This is a genomic window from Pleomorphomonas carboxyditropha (assembly GCF_002770725.1).
Taxonomy (GTDB): Bacteria; Pseudomonadota; Alphaproteobacteria; order Rhizobiales; family Pleomorphomonadaceae; genus Pleomorphomonas; species Pleomorphomonas carboxyditropha.
In genome coordinates this window covers 36,604-52,724 of sequence record NZ_NQVN01000011.1, presented here as the reverse complement: position 1 = coordinate 52,724, position 16,121 = coordinate 36,604, and the positions used below count along the sequence as shown (strand labels likewise).

The window sequence follows — 16,121 nt, the reverse complement described above, 5'->3', positions numbered from 1 at the left end:
GGGATCGTTACGCAGCAGTTAACGTGATCCTGATGATTGGACGCATCGGGGTTAATGCTTAATGACCGGTTAATGCAACCAAATGCCCGGGGTTGCCGGACATTGCCATATCGCGATCGCTCCGGCGCGGCGCGGTTGTTAACGGCGGGCGAAACGGCTATTCAGGTGGCCATGACGACAGCCCTTTATGCCGGCTCCTTCGACCCGGCCACCTATGGCCATCTCGACGTGATCGAGCGCGCCTCGCGCCTGTTCGACAGGCTGGTGGTGGCCGTTGGCGTCCACCATGAGAAGAAGGGAGAGTTCGACGCCGCCGAGCGCGAGGCCATGCTGCGCGAGCTGGTGGTGCCGATCGCCGCCCGCACCGGCGGCCAGATCGAGGTGGTCACCTTCACCTGTCTCGTCGTCGACATCGCCCGCCAGCATGGCGCGCGCGTCATCGTGCGCGGCATCCGCAACAGCTCCGACCTCGACGTCGAGGTGGGCATGGCCGGCATGAACGCGGCGCTAGCGCCGGAGATCGATACCATCTACTTCGGCGCCTCGTCGGGCGTCCGTCACGTGGCGTCGAGCCTCGTCAAGCAGATCGCCCGGCTGGGCGGCGACGTCGCTGCCTTTGTTCCGCCGCAGGTGGCGGAGAAACTCCGCGCCCGCTACCCGATCCGCTGAGCGGTTACGACAACAATAGACAGGGAGATCGATGTGATCCGCAGAACCTTTCTCGCGGCGCTTGCCGCCACCGGCCTCGTATTGGCCAGCGGCGGTCTGTCCACTCGTGTCTGGGCGGCCTCGCCGGACAACACGCTGATCCTCGAGACCAGCAAGGGCAAGGTGACCATCGAGCTCAGGCCCGATCTCGCGCCCAAGCACGTGGCGCAGATCAAGACGCTGGTCGGCAAGCACTTCTACGACGGCATCATCTTCCACCGGGTGATCGACGGCTTCATGGCCCAGACGGGCGACCCCACCGGCACCGGCATGGGCGGCTCCGACCTGCCCGACATTCCCGCCGAGTTCTCCAAGACGCATTTCGGGCGCGGCACCGTCGGCATGGCGCGCGCCCAGGATCCCAACAGCGCCAACTCGCAGTTCTTCATCATGTTCGACGACGGCAGCTTCCTCGACGGCCAGTACACCGTCTGGGGCGAGGTCACCGACGGCATGGAGGTGGTCGACAAGATCAACCGCGGCGAGCCGCCGGCCAATCCGGACAAGATCGTCAAGGCGCGCCTCGCTTCCGATCCGAACTGACCGGTCGAACTTCCCGGCCGGCCGTGATAAGAGCACTGCCGGCAAACAGACCCGAAAGGAGGCCCGCGTGGCCGATATCAAGGATCCCGAGAACACCCTCGTCATGGAAACCACCAAGGGAACCGTCGTCATCGAGATGCGGCCCGACCTGGCGCCCAACCATGTGGCCCACATCAAGAAGCTGGTGCGCGAGAAGTTCTACGACGGCATCGTCTTCCACCGGGTGATCGACGGCTTCATGGCCCAGACCGGCTGCCCGCACGGCACCGGCACCGGCGGCTCGCAGTATCCGGATCTCAAGCAGGAGTTCAACGCCGAGCCGCATGTGCGCGGTACGGTGTCCATGGCCCGCGCCATGAATCCCAATTCGGCCAACTCGCAGTTCTTCATCTGCTTCGACGACGCCCGCTTCCTGGACAAGCAGTACACGGTGTGGGGCAAGGTCATCGAGGGCATGGACAACGTCGACAAGATCAAGCGCGGCGAGCCGGTGCGCGATCCCGACAAGATCGTCTCGATCGTCGTGGCGGCCGACGCGGCCTGATCCTCGCCTTTTTCGAACAGGAAAGCCCGCGCCGGTAAGTCGGCGCGGGCTTTTTCATGCGCGAAGCGGTGTTTCCGGTCAGACGAACAGGTCGACCAGCCAGTAGGCGCAGGCGGCGATGGCGGCGCCGGCCGGCATGGTGATGATCCAGGCGATGACGATGTTGCCGGCGATGCCCCAGCGCACCGCCGACACGCGCCGCGCCGCGCCGACGCCGACGATGGCGCCGGTGATCGTATGGGTGGTCGACACCGGTATGCCGAAGTGCGTGGCGATGAACAGGGTGATGGCGCCGCCGGTCTCGGCGCAGAAGCCCTGCATCGGGTTGAGGCGGGTGATCTTCGAGCCCATGGTGTGGACGATGCGCCAGCCGCCCATCAGCGTGCCGAGCGCCATGGCCGACTGGCAGGCGATCACCACCCAGAAGGGCACGTGGAATTCGCCGCCGAGATAGCCCTGCGAATAGAGCAGCACGGCGATGATGCCCATGGTCTTCTGCGCGTCGTTGCCGCCGTGGCCCAGCGAGTAGAGCGACGCGGAGACGAACTGCAGGTGCCGGAAGGTCTTGTCGACGGCAAAGGGCGTGCGCTTGACGAAGGTCCAGGACACCGCCAGCACCAGCATCAGCGCCAGGAAGAAGCCGAAGGCCGGCGACAGGAAGATGGCGCCCGCCGTCTTGATCAGGCCCGACCAGACGACGGCGCTGAAGCCGGTCTTGGCGAGGCCGGCGCCGACCAGGCCGCCGACGAGGGCGTGCGAGGACGACGAGGGAATGCCGGCCAGCCAGGTGACGACGTTCCAGACGATGGCGCCCATCAAGGCCGCGAACACCACGTGCGGCGTGACGATGGACGGGTCGATGATGCCCTTGCCGAGCGTCGTCGCCACGTGGAGGCCGAAGAACAGGAAGGCGATGAAGTTGAAGAAGGCCGCCCAGAACACCGCGTATTGCGGTCTCAACACGCGCGTCGACACGATGGTGGCGATCGAATTGGCCGCGTCATGCAGGCCGTTCAGGAAATCGAACAGCAACGCGATGCCGACCAGGCCGACGAGCAACGGAAAGGCGAGCGTCTCCATCAGACGTTCTCGATCACGATGCCGCTGATTTCCTTGGCGACATCCTCGAAGCGGTCGAGCACCTTCTCGAGTTCGCCATAGATCTGGCTGCCGATGATGTAGCCCATGGCGTTGCCGGTGCCATGGCGGCGGTAGAGGTCTTTCAGGCCGTTCTCATGCAGGAAGTCGGAATGGCCTTCGACGCGGGTCACTTCTTCGGACAGCGTCGTCAGGCGGGGGGCATTGTTGCCGACGTTCTTCAGCAGCGGTATCGCCTCGGCGACCAGCTTGGCCGCCTGGATGATGTCGAGCCCCATGTCGCGCATGCCGGGATCGAAGGCGCGCTGCTCGAACAGCAGGATGGTCTTCACCACGCGGTTCATGGTGTCGATGGTGTCGTCCATCGACTGGATGAGATCCTTGATGTCGTTGCGGTCGAAGGGCGTGATGAAGCTCCGCCGGACGGCCAGCAGCACTTCGCGGGTGATGCCGTCGGCCTTGTCCTCGAGGGCGACGATCTCGGCGATGCGCGCGTCGCGGTCGTCGCCGGACAGAAGGGCGTTCAGCGAGTGGGCGGCGGCGACCACGGTTTCGGAATGCTGGGCAAACAAATCGAAGAACTGCTCTTCGTGCGGAAGGAGCTTGCGGAACCACTCGAGCATGGTTGGTCCTTGTTTTTGGACTTTTCGGCTCGCGGTTTATCCGATGAGTCCCGCAGGCGCTAGTCGCAGTTCCCGTGGGGGACGAGTTTTTAGCCGGTTATCCTTCGAGTTCTGCGCGCCGGGGCGGGCTGATCTGCATTTTGCGACCGATTGGACGGGCAATCTTCGGCGGCCCTCGCAAAAGCCGACAGCGGCGTTACGCCCGGCCTGTCGTCCGTCAACCGCGCCAGGTTCGGGCTTCTCCGGCAATCGCCGTTGCCTTTCCCGCCTTGTCGTGCCTAAGGGAGGGGCATGCAAGTTTCAGCTTTCGATTTCGATCTGCCGCCCGAGCGGATCGCCCTGCGTCCCGCCGTTCCGCGCGATGCGTCGCGCCTGTTGGTGGTAAAGCCCGGCCAGCCTTTCGAGGACAGGCAGGCGCTCGATCTCGCCGACCTGCTGTCGCCGGGCGACGCGCTGGTGTTCAACGACACCAAGGTGATCCCCGCCCAGCTCGAGGGGCGGCGCGACCGTTACGGCGCCGAACCGGTGCGCTTTTCGGCGACGCTGCACATGCGCGAGGCGCCGGATCGCTGGCGGGCTTTCGTCAAGGGCGCCCGCAAGCTGCGCGCCGGCGACCGCGTGCGGTTTTCCGGTGCCGATCCGGCCGCTGCTGCCCTCGGTGCCGTGGTGGCGGAAAAGGGCGAGGATGGCGAGATTGTGCTGGCCTTCGACCGCGCCGGCCCCGATCTCGACGTGGCCTTGATGACGGTTGGCCACATCCCGCTGCCGCCCTATATCGCGGCCCGCCGGGCCGAGGACGAACACGACCGCGCCGATTACCAGACGGTCTATGCCCGCGAGAGCGGCGCGGTCGCCGCGCCGACCGCCGGGCTCCACTTCACGCCGGAGCTCTTCGAACGCCTCGATGCGCGCGGCATCGGTCGGCATTTCGTGACGCTGCACGTCGGCGCCGGCACCTTCCTGCCGATGAAGGTGGACGATACCGAGGCGCACAAGATGCACGCCGAGATCGGCCATGTGTCGCCGGAGACGGCCGAAGCGCTCAACGCGGTCCGGGCGCGCGGGGGCAGGGTGGTGGCCGTCGGCACGACGTCGCTGCGCCTTCTGGAAAGCGCGGCCGGCGAAGACGGCCTCGTTCGGCCGTTCGCCGGGGCGACCGACATCTTCATCACGCCGGGCTACCGCTTCCGCGCCGTCGACCTGTTGATGACCAACTTCCATCTGCCGAAGTCGACGCTGTTCATGCTGGTGTCGGCCTTTTCCGGCCTCGACACCATGCGCGCCGCCTACGCCCATGCGATTGCCGGCGGCTATCGCTTCTACTCCTATGGCGATACGTCGCTGCTTCACCCGTCGGAGGAAAGCCGGCTGACGAAGAATAGCTGACGCAGCCGGCCGGAAAGATCAGTAGCGGCGCATCAACGCCACCAGGCGGCCCTGGATGCGCACCCGGTCGGGGCCGAAGATGCGCGTCTCGTAGGCCGGATTGGCCGCCTCGAGGGCGACCGAGGCGCCCTTGCGGCGCAGGCGCTTCAGCGTCGCCTCCTCGTCGTCCACCAGCGCCACGATGATGTCGCCGGAATCGGCGGTGTCGGACTTCTTGATGACGACGGTATCGCCGTCGAGGATGCCCGCCTCGATCATCGAGTCGCCGCGCACTTCGAGCGCGTAATGCTCGCCGCCGGCCACGAGGTCGATCGGCACATGCAGGATATGCGACTGGTTCTGGATGGCGGCGATCGGCACGCCGGCGGCGATGCGGCCCATCACCGGCACCGGCACGGTGTCGCGGCTGTCGAGCGACGGCGCGGACACGTTGGCCGGCGGCGCCTTGCGGCCGCCGTCGCCTTCGATGACCGCCGGCGCGAAGCCCTTGCGGCCGCGACCGATGCCCGGCTGCATGGTTTCCGGCAGCTTGATCACTTCGAGCGCCCGCGCCCGGTTGGGCAGGCGGCGGATGAAGCCACGTTCCTCGAGCGCGGTGATCAGGCGGTGGATGCCGGATTTGGACTTGAGATCCAGCGCGTCCTTCATTTCGTCGAAGGACGGTGGCACGCCCGATTCCTTCAGACGCTCATGAATGAACATCAGGAGTTCGAGCTGTTTGCGCGTGAGCATCGTCTGGTCCCCGCTGGTCGGCCGGCGCGTCGGTGGCGCCCAAACGCGATTCGGTACAAATCACGAACAGAGTTAACATGTTCCGTGTGTGTTCCGCAATGGGGGATTGCCGGATCGGATCCCGGATCGGCCGGGAAAGCGCGGAAATCGTAGGGATACTGGGCCGGCAACACCAAAAAGGGTGTCACCGGCGAGGCGCCGGCCGGACAAGCGGAAAACAATGCCGCTGCGGCGGTGGTCAGGCGAGCGTCTTCTTCACCGCGTCGACGACGTCGGTCGCGTAGAGCTTGCAGACGCCACGCTTGGCGACCGGCTCGATCTTCAGCGCCTCGATCGCCTTTTTCACCTTGGCATCGGAAACGCCGAGCTCCTTGGCGATGACGCCGACGGTGACGGTTGCCTGTTCGGTCAAGATGGGTTCTCCGGGCTGCAAGTCCTTGCCGGCGAAGGGTAGGCAGTTGCGCCGGCCCGGTCAACGGCGGCGAGGCTCGAGACGCTCCGGTGAACTGCGTAGGAGGGCGATGTCGCCGTCCTCGCAATCGCCCGTCCGGAAGGGCCGGCGGTTTCGTCCGCCGTGCCGTCAGCCGAAGGTAGAATCCGTCGATGTCTTAAGAGTTTCGTCCATGGAATTCGTGGATGCAGCCATTCCCGCGAGGACATCCGCCACCTAGGCTGTTTTTCGCCGCACACGATCGTCCCTGCTTGTCGGGCGAAAGGCGCGGCGCGACCGGTCCGGCCGGCGGTAGGATGGCCGCCGGAAGGAAGCGTGCCAGCCGAAAAGGCGGCGGGACGGGAGAAGGACGGTATCTGGAGGAGGCTTTCGGCCGGTTCGTCCGGGATCGTCGGACGCGTCCGGCCGCGATCTTTATCCGATTCATCGCCGTTTTCCGAGGCGCATGGCCGCCGTGCGTCCCGCCGGCATGGAAAGTCCAGGCCAGCCCGCGATGGCAAAGGCCGGGAATCGTCCATGGCGGATGTCGGCCGGTTCCGCCGGAAGGTCGCCTAGGGCATCGGACCGAAAAGTGGAATCCGGTTTTCGGAAAAATCCGATGCGATAACAAAAACTAGATCGTCACTCTGCGTCCGCCAGGACGCACGACGATCTAGGTAGCGAAAGGCGCGCCGCATCGGCGAGCGATCGTTGAAGAGAAAATGGAGGAAACGCCATGCTTCGCATTCTGAAGAGCTTCGCCGCCGTCGGCATCGCCGTCGGTGCGCTGACGGCGGCGGCCCACGCGGCCGACGTCAAGATCGGCTTCGTGGTCAAGCAGCCGGAGGAACCCTGGTTCCAGGACGAGTGGAAGTTCGCCGACATCGCCGCCAAGGAGAAGGGCTTCACGCTGGTGAAGATCGGCGCCGAGGACGGCGAGAAGGTTCAGTCGGCCATCGACAACCTCGGCGCCCAGGGCGCGCAGGGCTTCATCATCTGCACGCCGGACGTCAAGCTCGGACCGGGCATCGTCGCCAAGGCGGAAGCCAACGGTCTCAAGCTGATGACCGTCGACGACCGCCTGGTCAACGCCGACGGCTCGCCGATCGACAGCGTGCCGCACATGGGCATCTCGGCGCTGAAGATCGGCGAGGCCGTGGGCACCGCCATCGCCGACGAGATCAAGAAGCGCGGCTGGGACATCGCCACGGTCGGCGCCGTCCGCGTCTCCTACGACCAGCTTCCGACGGCCGTCGACCGCGTCGAGGGCGCCATCACCTCGCTGAAGGCGGCCGGTTTCCCGGAGGCCAACATCTTCGACGCGCCGCAGGCCAAGACCGACACCGAGGCGGCGCTGAACGCCGCCACCGTGGTGCTCAACAAGCATCCGGACGTGAAGCATTGGGTGGCCTTCGGCCTCAACGACGAGGCGGTGCTCGGCGCGGTCCGCGCCTCCGAGACCGTCGGCATCACGCCGGACAACTTCATCGGCGTCGGCATCGGCGGCGCGGATTCGGCGATCAACGAGTTCAAGAAGCCCGCCGCCACCGGCTTCTTCGGCACCGTGATCATCTCGCCGAAGCGCCATGGCTACGAGACGGCGCTCAACATGTACGACTGGGTCGCCAACGGCAAGGAACCGCCGGCGCTGACGCTGACCGCCGGCGAGCTGGCGCTGCGCGACACCTATGTCGACGTCCGCAAGAGCCTCGGCATCGAATAAGCTGCCGAACTAGCTGATGGACCGCTCGACAACCGGCCGGCGGCGGCGAGCCGCCGGTCACCCAAGACGAGGCGCGCGCACTTATGGCCGACTTTCTGAGCTTCTCCCACATGTCCAAGACCTATCCCGGCGTCAAGGCGCTGTCGGATGTCTCCTTCGGGGTGGGAAAGGGCTCCGTGCACGGGCTGATCGGCGAAAACGGCGCCGGCAAGTCGACGCTGATCCGCATCCTCTCCGGCGACACCGCCGCCGACACGGGCGAGATCGCCATCGACGGCGTGACGCAGCATTTTTCCTCCACCCGCGACGCCTTCGCGGCCGGCGTGGTGGTGGTGCACCAGGAACTCCAGCTCGTTCCCGGTCTGACGGTGGCCGAGAACCTGCGCCTCGGCCGCTTTCCCAACCGGGCCGGCATCATCGATTTCCGGTCGCTCAAGGCCGAGGTGAACCGGCGCCTCCAGGAGATCGGCCTTTCCATCGACGCCGACACCAAGGTAGCGAGGCTGTCGCTCGGCGAGCGGCAGATGATCGAGATCGCCAAGGCGATCATGCTCGACGCCCGTATTATTGCTCTCGACGAGCCGACGTCGTCGCTGTCGTCGCAGGAGAGCGAGGTGCTGTTCCGGATCATCGGCGAGCTCAGCGCCGCCGGCAAGGTGATCATCTACATCTCGCATCGCCTCGACGAGATCTTCCGCCTGTGTGACGGCTGCACCGTGCTGCGCGACGGCAAGCTCGCCGCCCACCATCCGTCGATGGCCGAGGTGACGCGCGACAGCCTGGTCGCCGAGATGGTCGGCCGCGAGATCTCGGACATCTGGGGCTGGCGCGGCCGGCCGGCCGGCGAGGTGCGCCTCAAGGTCGAAGGCATCACCGGCGCCAAGCTGCCGCGCCCCATCGATTTCGAGGCGCGGGCCGGCGAGATCGTCGGTTTCTTCGGGCTGGTCGGCTCCGGCCGTTCCGAGCTGATGCGCCTCGTCTACGGCGCCGATCCCCGCCATTCCGGCAAGGTCGCCATCGACGGCGCCGACAGCTCGGGCGCCAGCCCGCGCCGCTCCATCCGCGAGGGGCTGGTGCTCTGCTCGGAGGATCGCAAGTTCGACGGCATCGTCCAGGGCCTTTCGGTGGGCGAGAACATCGTCATCTCGGCCCGCCGGCATTTCTCGCCCTTCGGCGTGCTGAGCCTCAGGCGCGAGGCGGACACCGCCGCCGAGTTCATCAGGCAGTTGAGGATCCGCACGCCGTCGGCCAGGCAGAATATCGTCAACCTCTCCGGCGGCAACCAGCAGAAGGTGCTGCTGGCCCGCTGGCTGGCCGAGACCGGCGTCAAGGTGCTGATCGTCGACGAGCCGACGCGCGGCATCGACGTCGGCGCCAAGGCCGAGATCTACGAGTTGCTCTACCACCTCGCCGAGAAGGGGCTGGCCATCGTCGTGGTCTCCAGCGAATTGCCGGAGGTGATGGGCATTTCCGACCGCATCCTCGTCATGTGCGAGGGGCGGATCGCCGCCCGCTACGACCGCGCCCAATTCAACGAACACGCCATTCTCGCCTCGGCCCTGCCGGACCGGACCGCCGGCGAGCCGAACAAGAAAGCATCGTGATGGCCTTCCTGAAACGTCTCCTGCTCGGCGAGCAGGGTCTCCTCGTCATCTTCGTCGTCGCCTTCGCAGCCGTGTCGATCTTCGTGCCGAGCTTCCTCACCGAGCGCAACATGCTCGGCCTGTTCCAGTCGGTGGTGACCATCGGCATCGTCGCCTGCACGATGATGTTCTGCCTCGCATCGCGCGACTTCGACCTGTCCGTCGGTTCCATCGTCGCCTTTACCGGCATGGTGGCGGTGATGGCCTCCAACGCCTCCGGCTCGATCGTCATCGGCCTGATCACGGCGCTCGCCTGCGGCACGTTCGTCGGCTTCGTCAACGGCGTGATCATCGCCAAGCTCAGGATCAACGCGCTGATCACCACGCTCGCCACCATGCAGATCGTGCGCGGCCTGGCGCTGATCTCGTCGGACGGCCGGGCGGTGGGCATCAACGATCCCGGCTTCTACCAGTTGGCCCTGTCGCGCTTTCTCGGCATACCCACGCCGATCTGGATCATGGTCGCCCTGTTCTGCGTGTTCGGCTTCGTGCTCAACCGCTCGGTGTTCGGCCGCAACACGCTGGCCATCGGCGGCAACCCGGAGGCGTCGCGCCTCGCCGGCGTCAATGTCGACGGCATGCGCATCTGGATCTTCACCATCCAGGGCCTCGTCTGCGCCGTGGCCGGCATCCTGCTCGCCTCGCGCATCACCTCCGGCCAGCCCAACGCGGCGACCGGCCTCGAGCTTTCCGCCATCTCGGCCTGCGTGCTCGGCGGCGTGTCGCTGGCCGGCGGCCGGGCGGCGATGACCGGCGTCATCGTCGGCGTGCTGATCCTCGGCATCGCCGAGAACGCCATGAATCTCCTCAACATCCAGGCCTTCTACCAGTATCTGGTGCGCGGCCTGATCCTGCTGCTCGCCGTGCTGCTCGACAACGTCAGGAGCACCGGGTTGGGCAGGAAGTAAGGACCGCTCAGCGATCCTCCGGCGTCAGGCCGGCGAGGCGCCGCAGCTCATCGGTTTCGGCCGGCACGCCTTCCGCCAGGCGGGCGGCGGCGGTCGGCGGCAGCCAGGCCAGGATGTCGGCGGCCGAAAGGCCGGTCAGCCGGGCATAGGCGTCGACATAGTCGGTGGCGGTGACGGGATCGACGTGGCGGATCAGCACGTAGCTGCGGCAGATGTCGGCCGCCGGAGGGCCGGCGCAGGCGTCGAGCCAGTCGAGGATCATCACCTCGCCGGCCTCGCCGTGGATGTTCCAGGGGTGAAAGTCGCCGTGGCACAGCCGGTCACCGTCCGGCAGCGCGGCGAGCTGCGAGAGAAGCCGGCGGCGGGATAGTTCGTCCAGGTGGTCGGTGCGGCGGATATTGGCGGCGAGCCGCGCCTTCAGCGACGGCAGGCCGCCGACGGACCGTTGGTGAAGGTCGCGGTGCAGCCGCACCATTTCCTCGAGGCAGGCCATGCGGGCGCCGGCCGCCATCCGGTCGGCGAAGCTTGGACCTCGCGCCCGGTCCATCAGCAGGCCCCAGCGGCCGTCGTAGTCGCCGGCGGCGTGGACGCGCGGCGTCGGCAGGGCGAACTGCTCGATGAGGGCGAGATTGGCGGCCTCCCGGAAGACGGCGGCCTTCGATGCCGGCGACGGGTAGAGCTTCAGCGCCAGCTCGCCGTATTCGTAGACCTCGGCCTCCTTGCCGGCGCCGAGCCGGCGGCCGATCTTCTGCATGGCGGATTCCAATCGATCGTTTTCGGGCCGGCGTCTTTGGCGATTACTCGAACAGCGTCGCCATCCGGGCCAGCACCTCGTCCATGATGGCCGCCGGCAGGCTTTCCACCTTGCGGCCGTTGCGGGCGGCGAGGTCGAGCACGCGGGGCTGATCGCAGCGCACCACACCGGTTGTCCTGGTTCCGGCAAGCGGCACGGCGAAGCCGATGCGGCGGGCGAAATCGCCGCCGTTGGTGATCGGCGCGATGACCGGCAGATTGGTCGCCCGATTGAACTCGTCGGGCGAGACGATGACCACCGGGCGATGGCCGCGCTGTTCCCGGCCCTGGGTCGGCTCCAGGTCGACCATATAGACGTCGCCGCGATTCATAGCGGCTCCTTGCCGACGGCCGGCGTGTCCACCCATTCGCGTTCTTCCGGCGGCTGCGGCTCGGAATAGTCGGAGGCGGCCAGCAACTCGGCCATCGTGTAGCGCGGCCGCGCCTGCGGCTCCACCACCAGCCGGCCGTTGTCGACGACCAGCCCGACCTTGGAGCCGGCTGCTAGCTGAAGGACATCGAGCAGCGCCGGCGGAACGGCCAGCATGACCGAGCCGCCGACCTTGCGGAGATTGGTTGTGTGCATGGGGCAAACTCCGAATATTATACAGGAATATAACATCGGGCTGGCTTATCCTCAAGGGACAATCGGTCTCGCCGGCAAACCCTTACTTCACCACCGCCGTCAGCCGCACCGTTCCTTCGATCCTATCCCCCGGGGCGAGAGGCCTCAATCCGCCGAGGTTGTTCCGATGGAAGGCGTCGATGGCGTGCGTCATCGGTTCGAGGCAAAACCATTCGCCGGCGTAGGAAGGATCACGGGCGGTGTCGGGGCGGTAGAGGACGTAGCGGGAAAAGATCGGGTCGGCGTCGATCAGCAGCGTCAGGCCGCGCTCCGGCCAGTCGATGCGGGCGCAGCCGTTCCAGCCTTCGAAGCCGTTGTTGATCCAGCGGTTGGGCAGCGGCGCAGCTTTTCGGAAATCGAGATCGGCGGGCAGCGGCACTTCCTCGGTGGGGAGATGGTCGGGGCCTTCCAGCCAGACGGAGGAGGCCGGCGCCGTCAGCCGTGTGCGCCGGGTCAACGGGAAATAGGGATGCCAGCCGAGACCGAAGGGCAGGGTGTCGCGGCCGGTGTTCTCGACCGATAGCGTCAGCGTCAGTTCGCGACCGTCGAGGGTTATGGTTTGCCGGGCGAGATAGTCCCAGGGGGCGGCTGTGTCGGCCCGATGGCGCAGGACGAGCGTTGCGCTGCTGCCGGTCGCCGCTTCGACGGTCCAGTCGGACAGCCAGCCGTCGCCGTGCAGGCGATAGCGGTCGACGGCGTTGGGCGCGACGCGATACGGATGGCCGGCGAAGGAGAAGGCGTTGCCGCCGATGCGGTTGCCGTAGGGCACCAGCGGGAAGGCGGCCGTCTCGTCGGGCGCGCCGTCGCCGCCATGGCGGGCCGGCCGCAGCAGCGGCACGCCGCCGACGCTGGCCTTGAGGCTCCAGCCGAGGACGGCGGCGCCCCAGGTGGAGAGCGTCAGCTCGGCAAGGTCGGTCCCGAGGCGCAGGACGGTCATTGGGCCCTCCTCAGCGATTGGGAAGATCGCCGAGGAGGTCGGCGGCGAGCGCGTGGTTGGGGTCCAGTTTCAGGGCTGCCTGAAGATGCTCGCGGCCGGTTGCGGGGTCGCCCAGGCCGATGGCCGCCTCGGCGAGCATGACGTGGGCGGAGACGCGCCGGCGCAGTTGCAGGTCGTCGTCGAACAGCAGCATGGTCGGCAGCGAGGTGGCGAAATAGTCGATCTTCGCCGGGCTCGTCATCGTCTCCTCGGCATAGGCGCGGAGTTCGCCGAGCAGCTTCTCCGCCTCCGCCTTGCGGCCGAGCGCAAGGAGCGACAGGGCCGAGAAGAAGGTCTTTTCCGAATAGGCGCGCACTTCCATGCCGAGGAAGTCGCCGGCGAATTCGGCGGCCAGCGTGAACCAGCGCTTGGCCTCGTCGTCCCGGCCGGCCGCCTTGAGCGCCTTGCCGAGCCAGTAATGCACGTCGCTCTGGTTGGCGAGGAGATGGCGCGCCTCGCCAAGGGACTGCGGCGGGTTGAGCGCGGCCTCGAATTCGGCCACCGCCGCGGCGGCGTTGCCGGCGGCGAGCGCCCGGCGGCCGAGGCCGAGATGGCTGCGCACCCACTGGTCGAGGGCAAGCCCCTCGCCGCCTTCCCAGGGCTGGAAGGCGCGGCCGGCGATCAGCGGCGCCGATTTTTCCGGCTGGCCGAGCTGATTGTAGAGGGCGGACAGCTCGACGCTGAGGTCGTCGCGGCTCGCGACGAGGTCGAGCCGGCTTTCCAACTCGGCGAGCCGCTCGGCCGGCGACCGGCCGATGCGCTTCCAGAGCTGGTCGCGCTCGTAGACGAGGCGGGCGTCCTGTGGAGCGGCGGCGAGCGCCTTGTCATAGGCGGCGACGGCCTTTTCCGGCGAGCCCTCGACGTTGAAAGAACCGATGCCGAGGTTGCGCCAGGGGATCGACCACGAGGGATCGACGGCGACCGCCTTTTCCCACAGGACGATCGCCTCGGCATGGCGACGGCGGTCGTAGAGGAGGTTGCCGAGGTAGCAGGGCGCGCGGCCGTCGGCCGGGTTGGCGGCGATCGCCGCTTCCAGCACGGCGATGTCTTCGAGGCGCGATGGGAAGCAGTAATCCGGTAGCGCTTTGGCGGCGGCATCGAGATGCGGCGCGACCGGCTTGCCGAGGCGACCCGCAAGCGCGGCGGCATGGTAGTGGAGGAGCGGCGAGGCGGCGGCGCCGACCGTGGCAATGCGCGTTTCGAGGAGGGCGAGGGCATCCTCGACGAAGCCGCCCCGCGCCGCCTCGATGGCGACGTCGAGGAAAAGCTGGTCGTCGCCGTCGAGCGGCAGGCCCTTCAGCGCGCGGGCGCGGGCGTCGAGCGGGTCGCGGGCCAGCGTCTCGGCGAGGAGGGCATCGGCCTCGGCTTTGCGGCCGAGCCTGATCAGCAGCGCTGCCTTGAGATTGCGGGCGAGCGCGTTCTCGACGTCGTGGCGGAGCGACTCCTCGACATGATCAAGGGCTTCGGCGAAGGCGCCGCGTGTGCCGTCGATCTCGGCCAGCGCCAGGTGTGCCGGGCCACGCCAGGCGGCGTTCCAGGTCGCCTTGTAAAGCGCGTCATAGGCGGCGGCCGGCCGGCCGAGGTAGCGCAGCGCGAGGCCGAGGTGGTAATGCGCCTCGCCGGTCGGCGGATTGGGATTGCGGCGGGTCAGCCGCTCGATCGCCTGGCGGAAGCAGGCTTCGGCCATCGCGAATTCGCCGCGCCGGAGGTGCCAGATGCCGAGGGCGGTGTTGCAGCGGCTGTCGCCCGGATCGCGGCGGATCGCCTCGCGCCAGTAGATATCGGCCGGCCGGGTGGCGTGGCGGTACTGGTCGAGATGGACGCCGGTCATCCAGAGTTCGTCGGCGCTGTCGATCTCCTCGGGCGGCGGCGGCTCGGTGGCCGGCGGCGGGATGGTCATCTCGCCCCGGTCGGCCGGCCGGCGCTCGACCAGCACGGCGCCGTCCTGTTCGACGACGACGCGGACATCGTCGCTTTCGATGCCTTGGGCGAGATCGACGGGGATGAAGAACGGCCTGGCCGGATCGAGATCCGTCCCGGCGTCGGCCAGCAGCCTGCCGCCGGCCGAGACGATGACGCGGGCGCCGGCGACGGCCTCGGTCGCCTGCACGCCGACCGTCAGCCGGGTACCCGCGAGCTTCAGGCCGATGGCCGCCTTGAGGGTGGCCGCGGCGGCGGCGCCGATCTCGCGGATCGGGTACCAGTACTGCGAGAAGGTCTTGGTCTCGCCGGGCGCGAGAAAGGAGAAGTCCGGCTGGTTGTCGGTGTAGACGCCGGCCATGATCTCGACATAGGGCCAATAGACGCCGTTCTCGTCCGGCTCGGTCAGATTGCGGTCCCAGGCGTAACCGAAATCGTGGTTGCCCCAGGTCCACTGCTTCTTGCCGGGGGATATGTGATGGTTGGCGACATGGACGATTCCCGCCTCCACGGCGTGGTCGTAGCCGCCGAAGAAATCGTCGCGCGAGCCGAGGCACATGTAGCTGGTCGGCACGGGAATGTTGGCGTACCAGCGGAGGTCGTTAGGCGCATAGCCGCGCTTCGGCACGAACTGCGCCGGCGCCTCCTCGGGCGGCACGCCGTCCCTGGCGCGAGCGGCATAGTCGACGCCGTAATAGCGGCCCTCGCAGCCGGGAAAGGCGGAGGTGGCGCGCTTGGCATGGTCGGCGATGAAGTGGACATCCTCGGGGAAGAAACTCTGGTAGTCCTCGTGCACCTCGGTGGCGACGTTGGCCCACCAGAGGAACGTCTGGGTCAGCTCGGTGCGGTTGTGCAGGCGCACGGCGAGCTCCAGGCAGGCCTTGCCGGGGCTGAGGCGCACGCCGTGCATGCCCTTCATGCGGTTCATCGGCTCGTGCTCGGAAAGCCAGATGACGCGCGAACCATCTGATTCCCCGACGATTTCCCAGGCCGAGGGCATGTAGGTGCTGGGGCGGTGGTGCTGCGGCCAGTTGAACTCGATGCCGCCGGACAGCCAGGGGCCGGCGAGGCCGACCAGCGCCGGCTTGATGACGCGGTTGCGGTAGACGAGGTCGTAGCCGTTGATCTTGTCGACGACGGCATAGATGCGGCCGCCGAGCTCCGGCAGCACGGTGACGCGCAGGTATTCGTTCTCGATGTGCAGCGCCGCCCAGCTCTTGTCGCGGAGCTCCGGGCCGATGCGGTCGACGACCGGTAGCGGATAGACGCGGCCGCTCGATCCCTGGAAGACGCGCTTTTCCAGGAACATCGGGTTGCGCTCGGCCGGCGCCGGCTCGTAGGTGGGAATGACGAGCGGCGCCGACCATGCCTTGACCGGTCCGGCCAGCGTCGCCGGCGCTGCGGGGAGTTCGACTTGTTTCATGGCGCGTTCCTTCCCATCCCGGAGCCGGGGATTTGTCGTTATCGGAA

General features: G+C 67.4%; 16 protein-coding genes. 7 read left to right on the top strand and 9 right to left on the bottom strand.

Features of this window, described 5'->3' with window-relative positions:
- Positions 1–171: 171 nt before the first annotated feature.
- The 3 genes from coaD to CJ014_RS16195 all read left to right on the top strand — a co-directional run bounded on the left by coaD (position 172) and on the right by CJ014_RS16195 (position 1,795).
- A complete protein-coding gene (gene coaD / locus CJ014_RS16205) occupies positions 172–669 on the top strand; it encodes a pantetheine-phosphate adenylyltransferase (protein WP_100081528.1) in 498 nt (165 codons plus the stop codon).
- A 36-nt stretch (positions 670–705) separates the two neighbouring features.
- Positions 706–1,251, top strand: a complete 546-nt coding sequence (locus CJ014_RS16200) for a peptidylprolyl isomerase (protein ID WP_100081622.1) — start codon at positions 706–708, stop codon at positions 1,249–1,251.
- A 76-nt stretch (positions 1,252–1,327) separates the two neighbouring features.
- Complete coding sequence (locus tag CJ014_RS16195) at positions 1,328–1,795, top strand: peptidylprolyl isomerase (protein WP_100081621.1); 468 nt, start codon at positions 1,328–1,330, stop codon at positions 1,793–1,795.
- Positions 1,796–1,873: 78 nt separating this feature from the next.
- Here the strand turns inward: CJ014_RS16195 and CJ014_RS16190 are convergent, their stop codons facing one another.
- Together CJ014_RS16190 and CJ014_RS16185 are read right to left on the bottom strand one after the other, a co-directional pair.
- Positions 1,874–2,878, bottom strand: a complete 1,005-nt coding sequence (locus tag CJ014_RS16190; protein ID WP_100081527.1) for an inorganic phosphate transporter — start codon at positions 2,876–2,878, stop codon at positions 1,874–1,876.
- On the bottom strand, positions 2,875–3,516 hold the full coding sequence (locus CJ014_RS16185) for a DUF47 domain-containing protein (RefSeq protein ID WP_100081526.1): 642 nt from the start codon (positions 3,514–3,516) through the stop codon (positions 2,875–2,877). The genes CJ014_RS16190 and CJ014_RS16185 overlap by 4 nt, the downstream gene beginning before the upstream one ends.
- 291 nt (positions 3,517–3,807) lie before the next feature.
- Here CJ014_RS16185 and queA point away from each other — a divergent pair, with 291 nt between their 5' ends.
- On the top strand, positions 3,808–4,902 hold the full coding sequence (gene queA / locus CJ014_RS16180; RefSeq protein ID WP_100081525.1) for a tRNA preQ1(34) S-adenosylmethionine ribosyltransferase-isomerase QueA: 1,095 nt from the start codon (positions 3,808–3,810) through the stop codon (positions 4,900–4,902).
- 18 nt (positions 4,903–4,920) lie between these two features.
- On the opposite strand, the gene lexA is transcribed toward queA, so the two are convergent.
- Entirely contained in the window at positions 4,921–5,634 is a 714-nt protein-coding gene (gene lexA / locus CJ014_RS16175) for a transcriptional repressor LexA (protein WP_100081524.1), read from the bottom strand.
- A gap of 238 nt (positions 5,635–5,872) precedes the next feature.
- Positions 5,873–6,046, bottom strand: a complete 174-nt coding sequence (locus CJ014_RS16170) for a hypothetical protein (RefSeq protein ID WP_207765773.1) — start codon at positions 6,044–6,046, stop codon at positions 5,873–5,875.
- Positions 6,047–6,800: 754 nt separating this feature from the next.
- Between CJ014_RS16170 and CJ014_RS16165 the strand changes: the two genes are divergently transcribed.
- The 3 genes from CJ014_RS16165 to araH all read left to right on the top strand — a co-directional run bounded on the left by CJ014_RS16165 (position 6,801) and on the right by araH (position 10,338).
- Complete coding sequence (locus tag CJ014_RS16165) at positions 6,801–7,787, top strand: arabinose ABC transporter substrate-binding protein (RefSeq protein WP_100081522.1); 987 nt, start codon at positions 6,801–6,803, stop codon at positions 7,785–7,787.
- A gap of 83 nt (positions 7,788–7,870) precedes the next feature.
- Positions 7,871–9,391, top strand: coding sequence for an L-arabinose ABC transporter ATP-binding protein AraG (gene araG / locus CJ014_RS16160; RefSeq protein WP_100081521.1), 1,521 nt, complete (start codon positions 7,871–7,873; stop codon positions 9,389–9,391).
- The gene (araH, locus tag CJ014_RS16155; RefSeq protein ID WP_100081520.1) at positions 9,391–10,338 is read left to right on the top strand and encodes an L-arabinose ABC transporter permease AraH; all 948 of its coding nucleotides are present in this window, start codon (positions 9,391–9,393) and stop codon (positions 10,336–10,338) included. The genes araG and araH overlap by 1 nt, the downstream gene beginning before the upstream one ends.
- A gap of 7 nt (positions 10,339–10,345) precedes the next feature.
- Here araH and CJ014_RS16150 read toward each other — a convergent pair whose 3' ends face one another.
- The 5 genes from CJ014_RS16150 to CJ014_RS16130 all read right to left on the bottom strand — a co-directional run bounded on the left by CJ014_RS16150 (position 10,346) and on the right by CJ014_RS16130 (position 16,074).
- A complete protein-coding gene (locus tag CJ014_RS16150; RefSeq protein ID WP_100081620.1) occupies positions 10,346–11,092 on the bottom strand; it encodes a phosphotransferase family protein in 747 nt (248 codons plus the stop codon).
- Between the two features lie 43 nt (positions 11,093–11,135).
- On the bottom strand, positions 11,136–11,462 hold the full coding sequence (locus tag CJ014_RS16145) for a type II toxin-antitoxin system PemK/MazF family toxin (RefSeq protein ID WP_100081519.1): 327 nt from the start codon (positions 11,460–11,462) through the stop codon (positions 11,136–11,138).
- Positions 11,459–11,716, bottom strand: a complete 258-nt coding sequence (locus CJ014_RS16140; protein ID WP_100081518.1) for an AbrB/MazE/SpoVT family DNA-binding domain-containing protein — start codon at positions 11,714–11,716, stop codon at positions 11,459–11,461. The genes CJ014_RS16145 and CJ014_RS16140 overlap by 4 nt, the downstream gene beginning before the upstream one ends.
- Before the next feature lie 82 nt (positions 11,717–11,798).
- Entirely contained in the window at positions 11,799–12,692 is an 894-nt protein-coding gene (locus CJ014_RS16135) for an aldose 1-epimerase (RefSeq protein ID WP_100081517.1), read from the bottom strand.
- A 10-nt stretch (positions 12,693–12,702) separates the two neighbouring features.
- Positions 12,703–16,074 (bottom strand): DUF5107 domain-containing protein, encoded by a 3,372-nt coding sequence (locus tag CJ014_RS16130; protein ID WP_100081516.1) that lies wholly within the window; start codon positions 16,072–16,074, stop codon positions 12,703–12,705.
- Positions 16,075–16,121 lie beyond the last annotated feature (47 nt).

Excerpts from the sequence above, each read along its gene's own strand:
- coaD (WP_100081528.1), top strand. The coding sequence starts at position 172 with ATGACGACAGCCCTTTATGCCGGCTCCTTCGACCCGGCCACCTATGGC.
- CJ014_RS16185 (WP_100081526.1), bottom strand. The coding sequence starts at position 3,516 with ATGCTCGAGTGGTTCCGCAAGCTCCTTCCGCACGAAGAGCAGTTCTTC.
- queA (WP_100081525.1), top strand. The coding sequence starts at position 3,808 with ATGCAAGTTTCAGCTTTCGATTTCGATCTGCCGCCCGAGCGGATCGCC.
- lexA (WP_100081524.1), bottom strand. The coding sequence starts at position 5,634 with ATGCTCACGCGCAAACAGCTCGAACTCCTGATGTTCATTCATGAGCGT.
- CJ014_RS16165 (WP_100081522.1), top strand. The coding sequence starts at position 6,801 with ATGCTTCGCATTCTGAAGAGCTTCGCCGCCGTCGGCATCGCCGTCGGT.
- araG (WP_100081521.1), top strand. The coding sequence starts at position 7,871 with ATGGCCGACTTTCTGAGCTTCTCCCACATGTCCAAGACCTATCCCGGC.
- araH (WP_100081520.1), top strand. The coding sequence starts at position 9,391 with ATGGCCTTCCTGAAACGTCTCCTGCTCGGCGAGCAGGGTCTCCTCGTC.
- CJ014_RS16150 (WP_100081620.1), bottom strand. The coding sequence starts at position 11,092 with ATGCAGAAGATCGGCCGCCGGCTCGGCGCCGGCAAGGAGGCCGAGGTC.
- CJ014_RS16145 (WP_100081519.1), bottom strand. The coding sequence starts at position 11,462 with ATGAATCGCGGCGACGTCTATATGGTCGACCTGGAGCCGACCCAGGGC.
- CJ014_RS16140 (WP_100081518.1), bottom strand. The coding sequence starts at position 11,716 with ATGCACACAACCAATCTCCGCAAGGTCGGCGGCTCGGTCATGCTGGCC.
- CJ014_RS16135 (WP_100081517.1), bottom strand. The coding sequence starts at position 12,692 with ATGACCGTCCTGCGCCTCGGGACCGACCTTGCCGAGCTGACGCTCTCC.
- CJ014_RS16130 (WP_100081516.1), bottom strand. The coding sequence starts at position 16,074 with ATGAAACAAGTCGAACTCCCCGCAGCGCCGGCGACGCTGGCCGGACCG.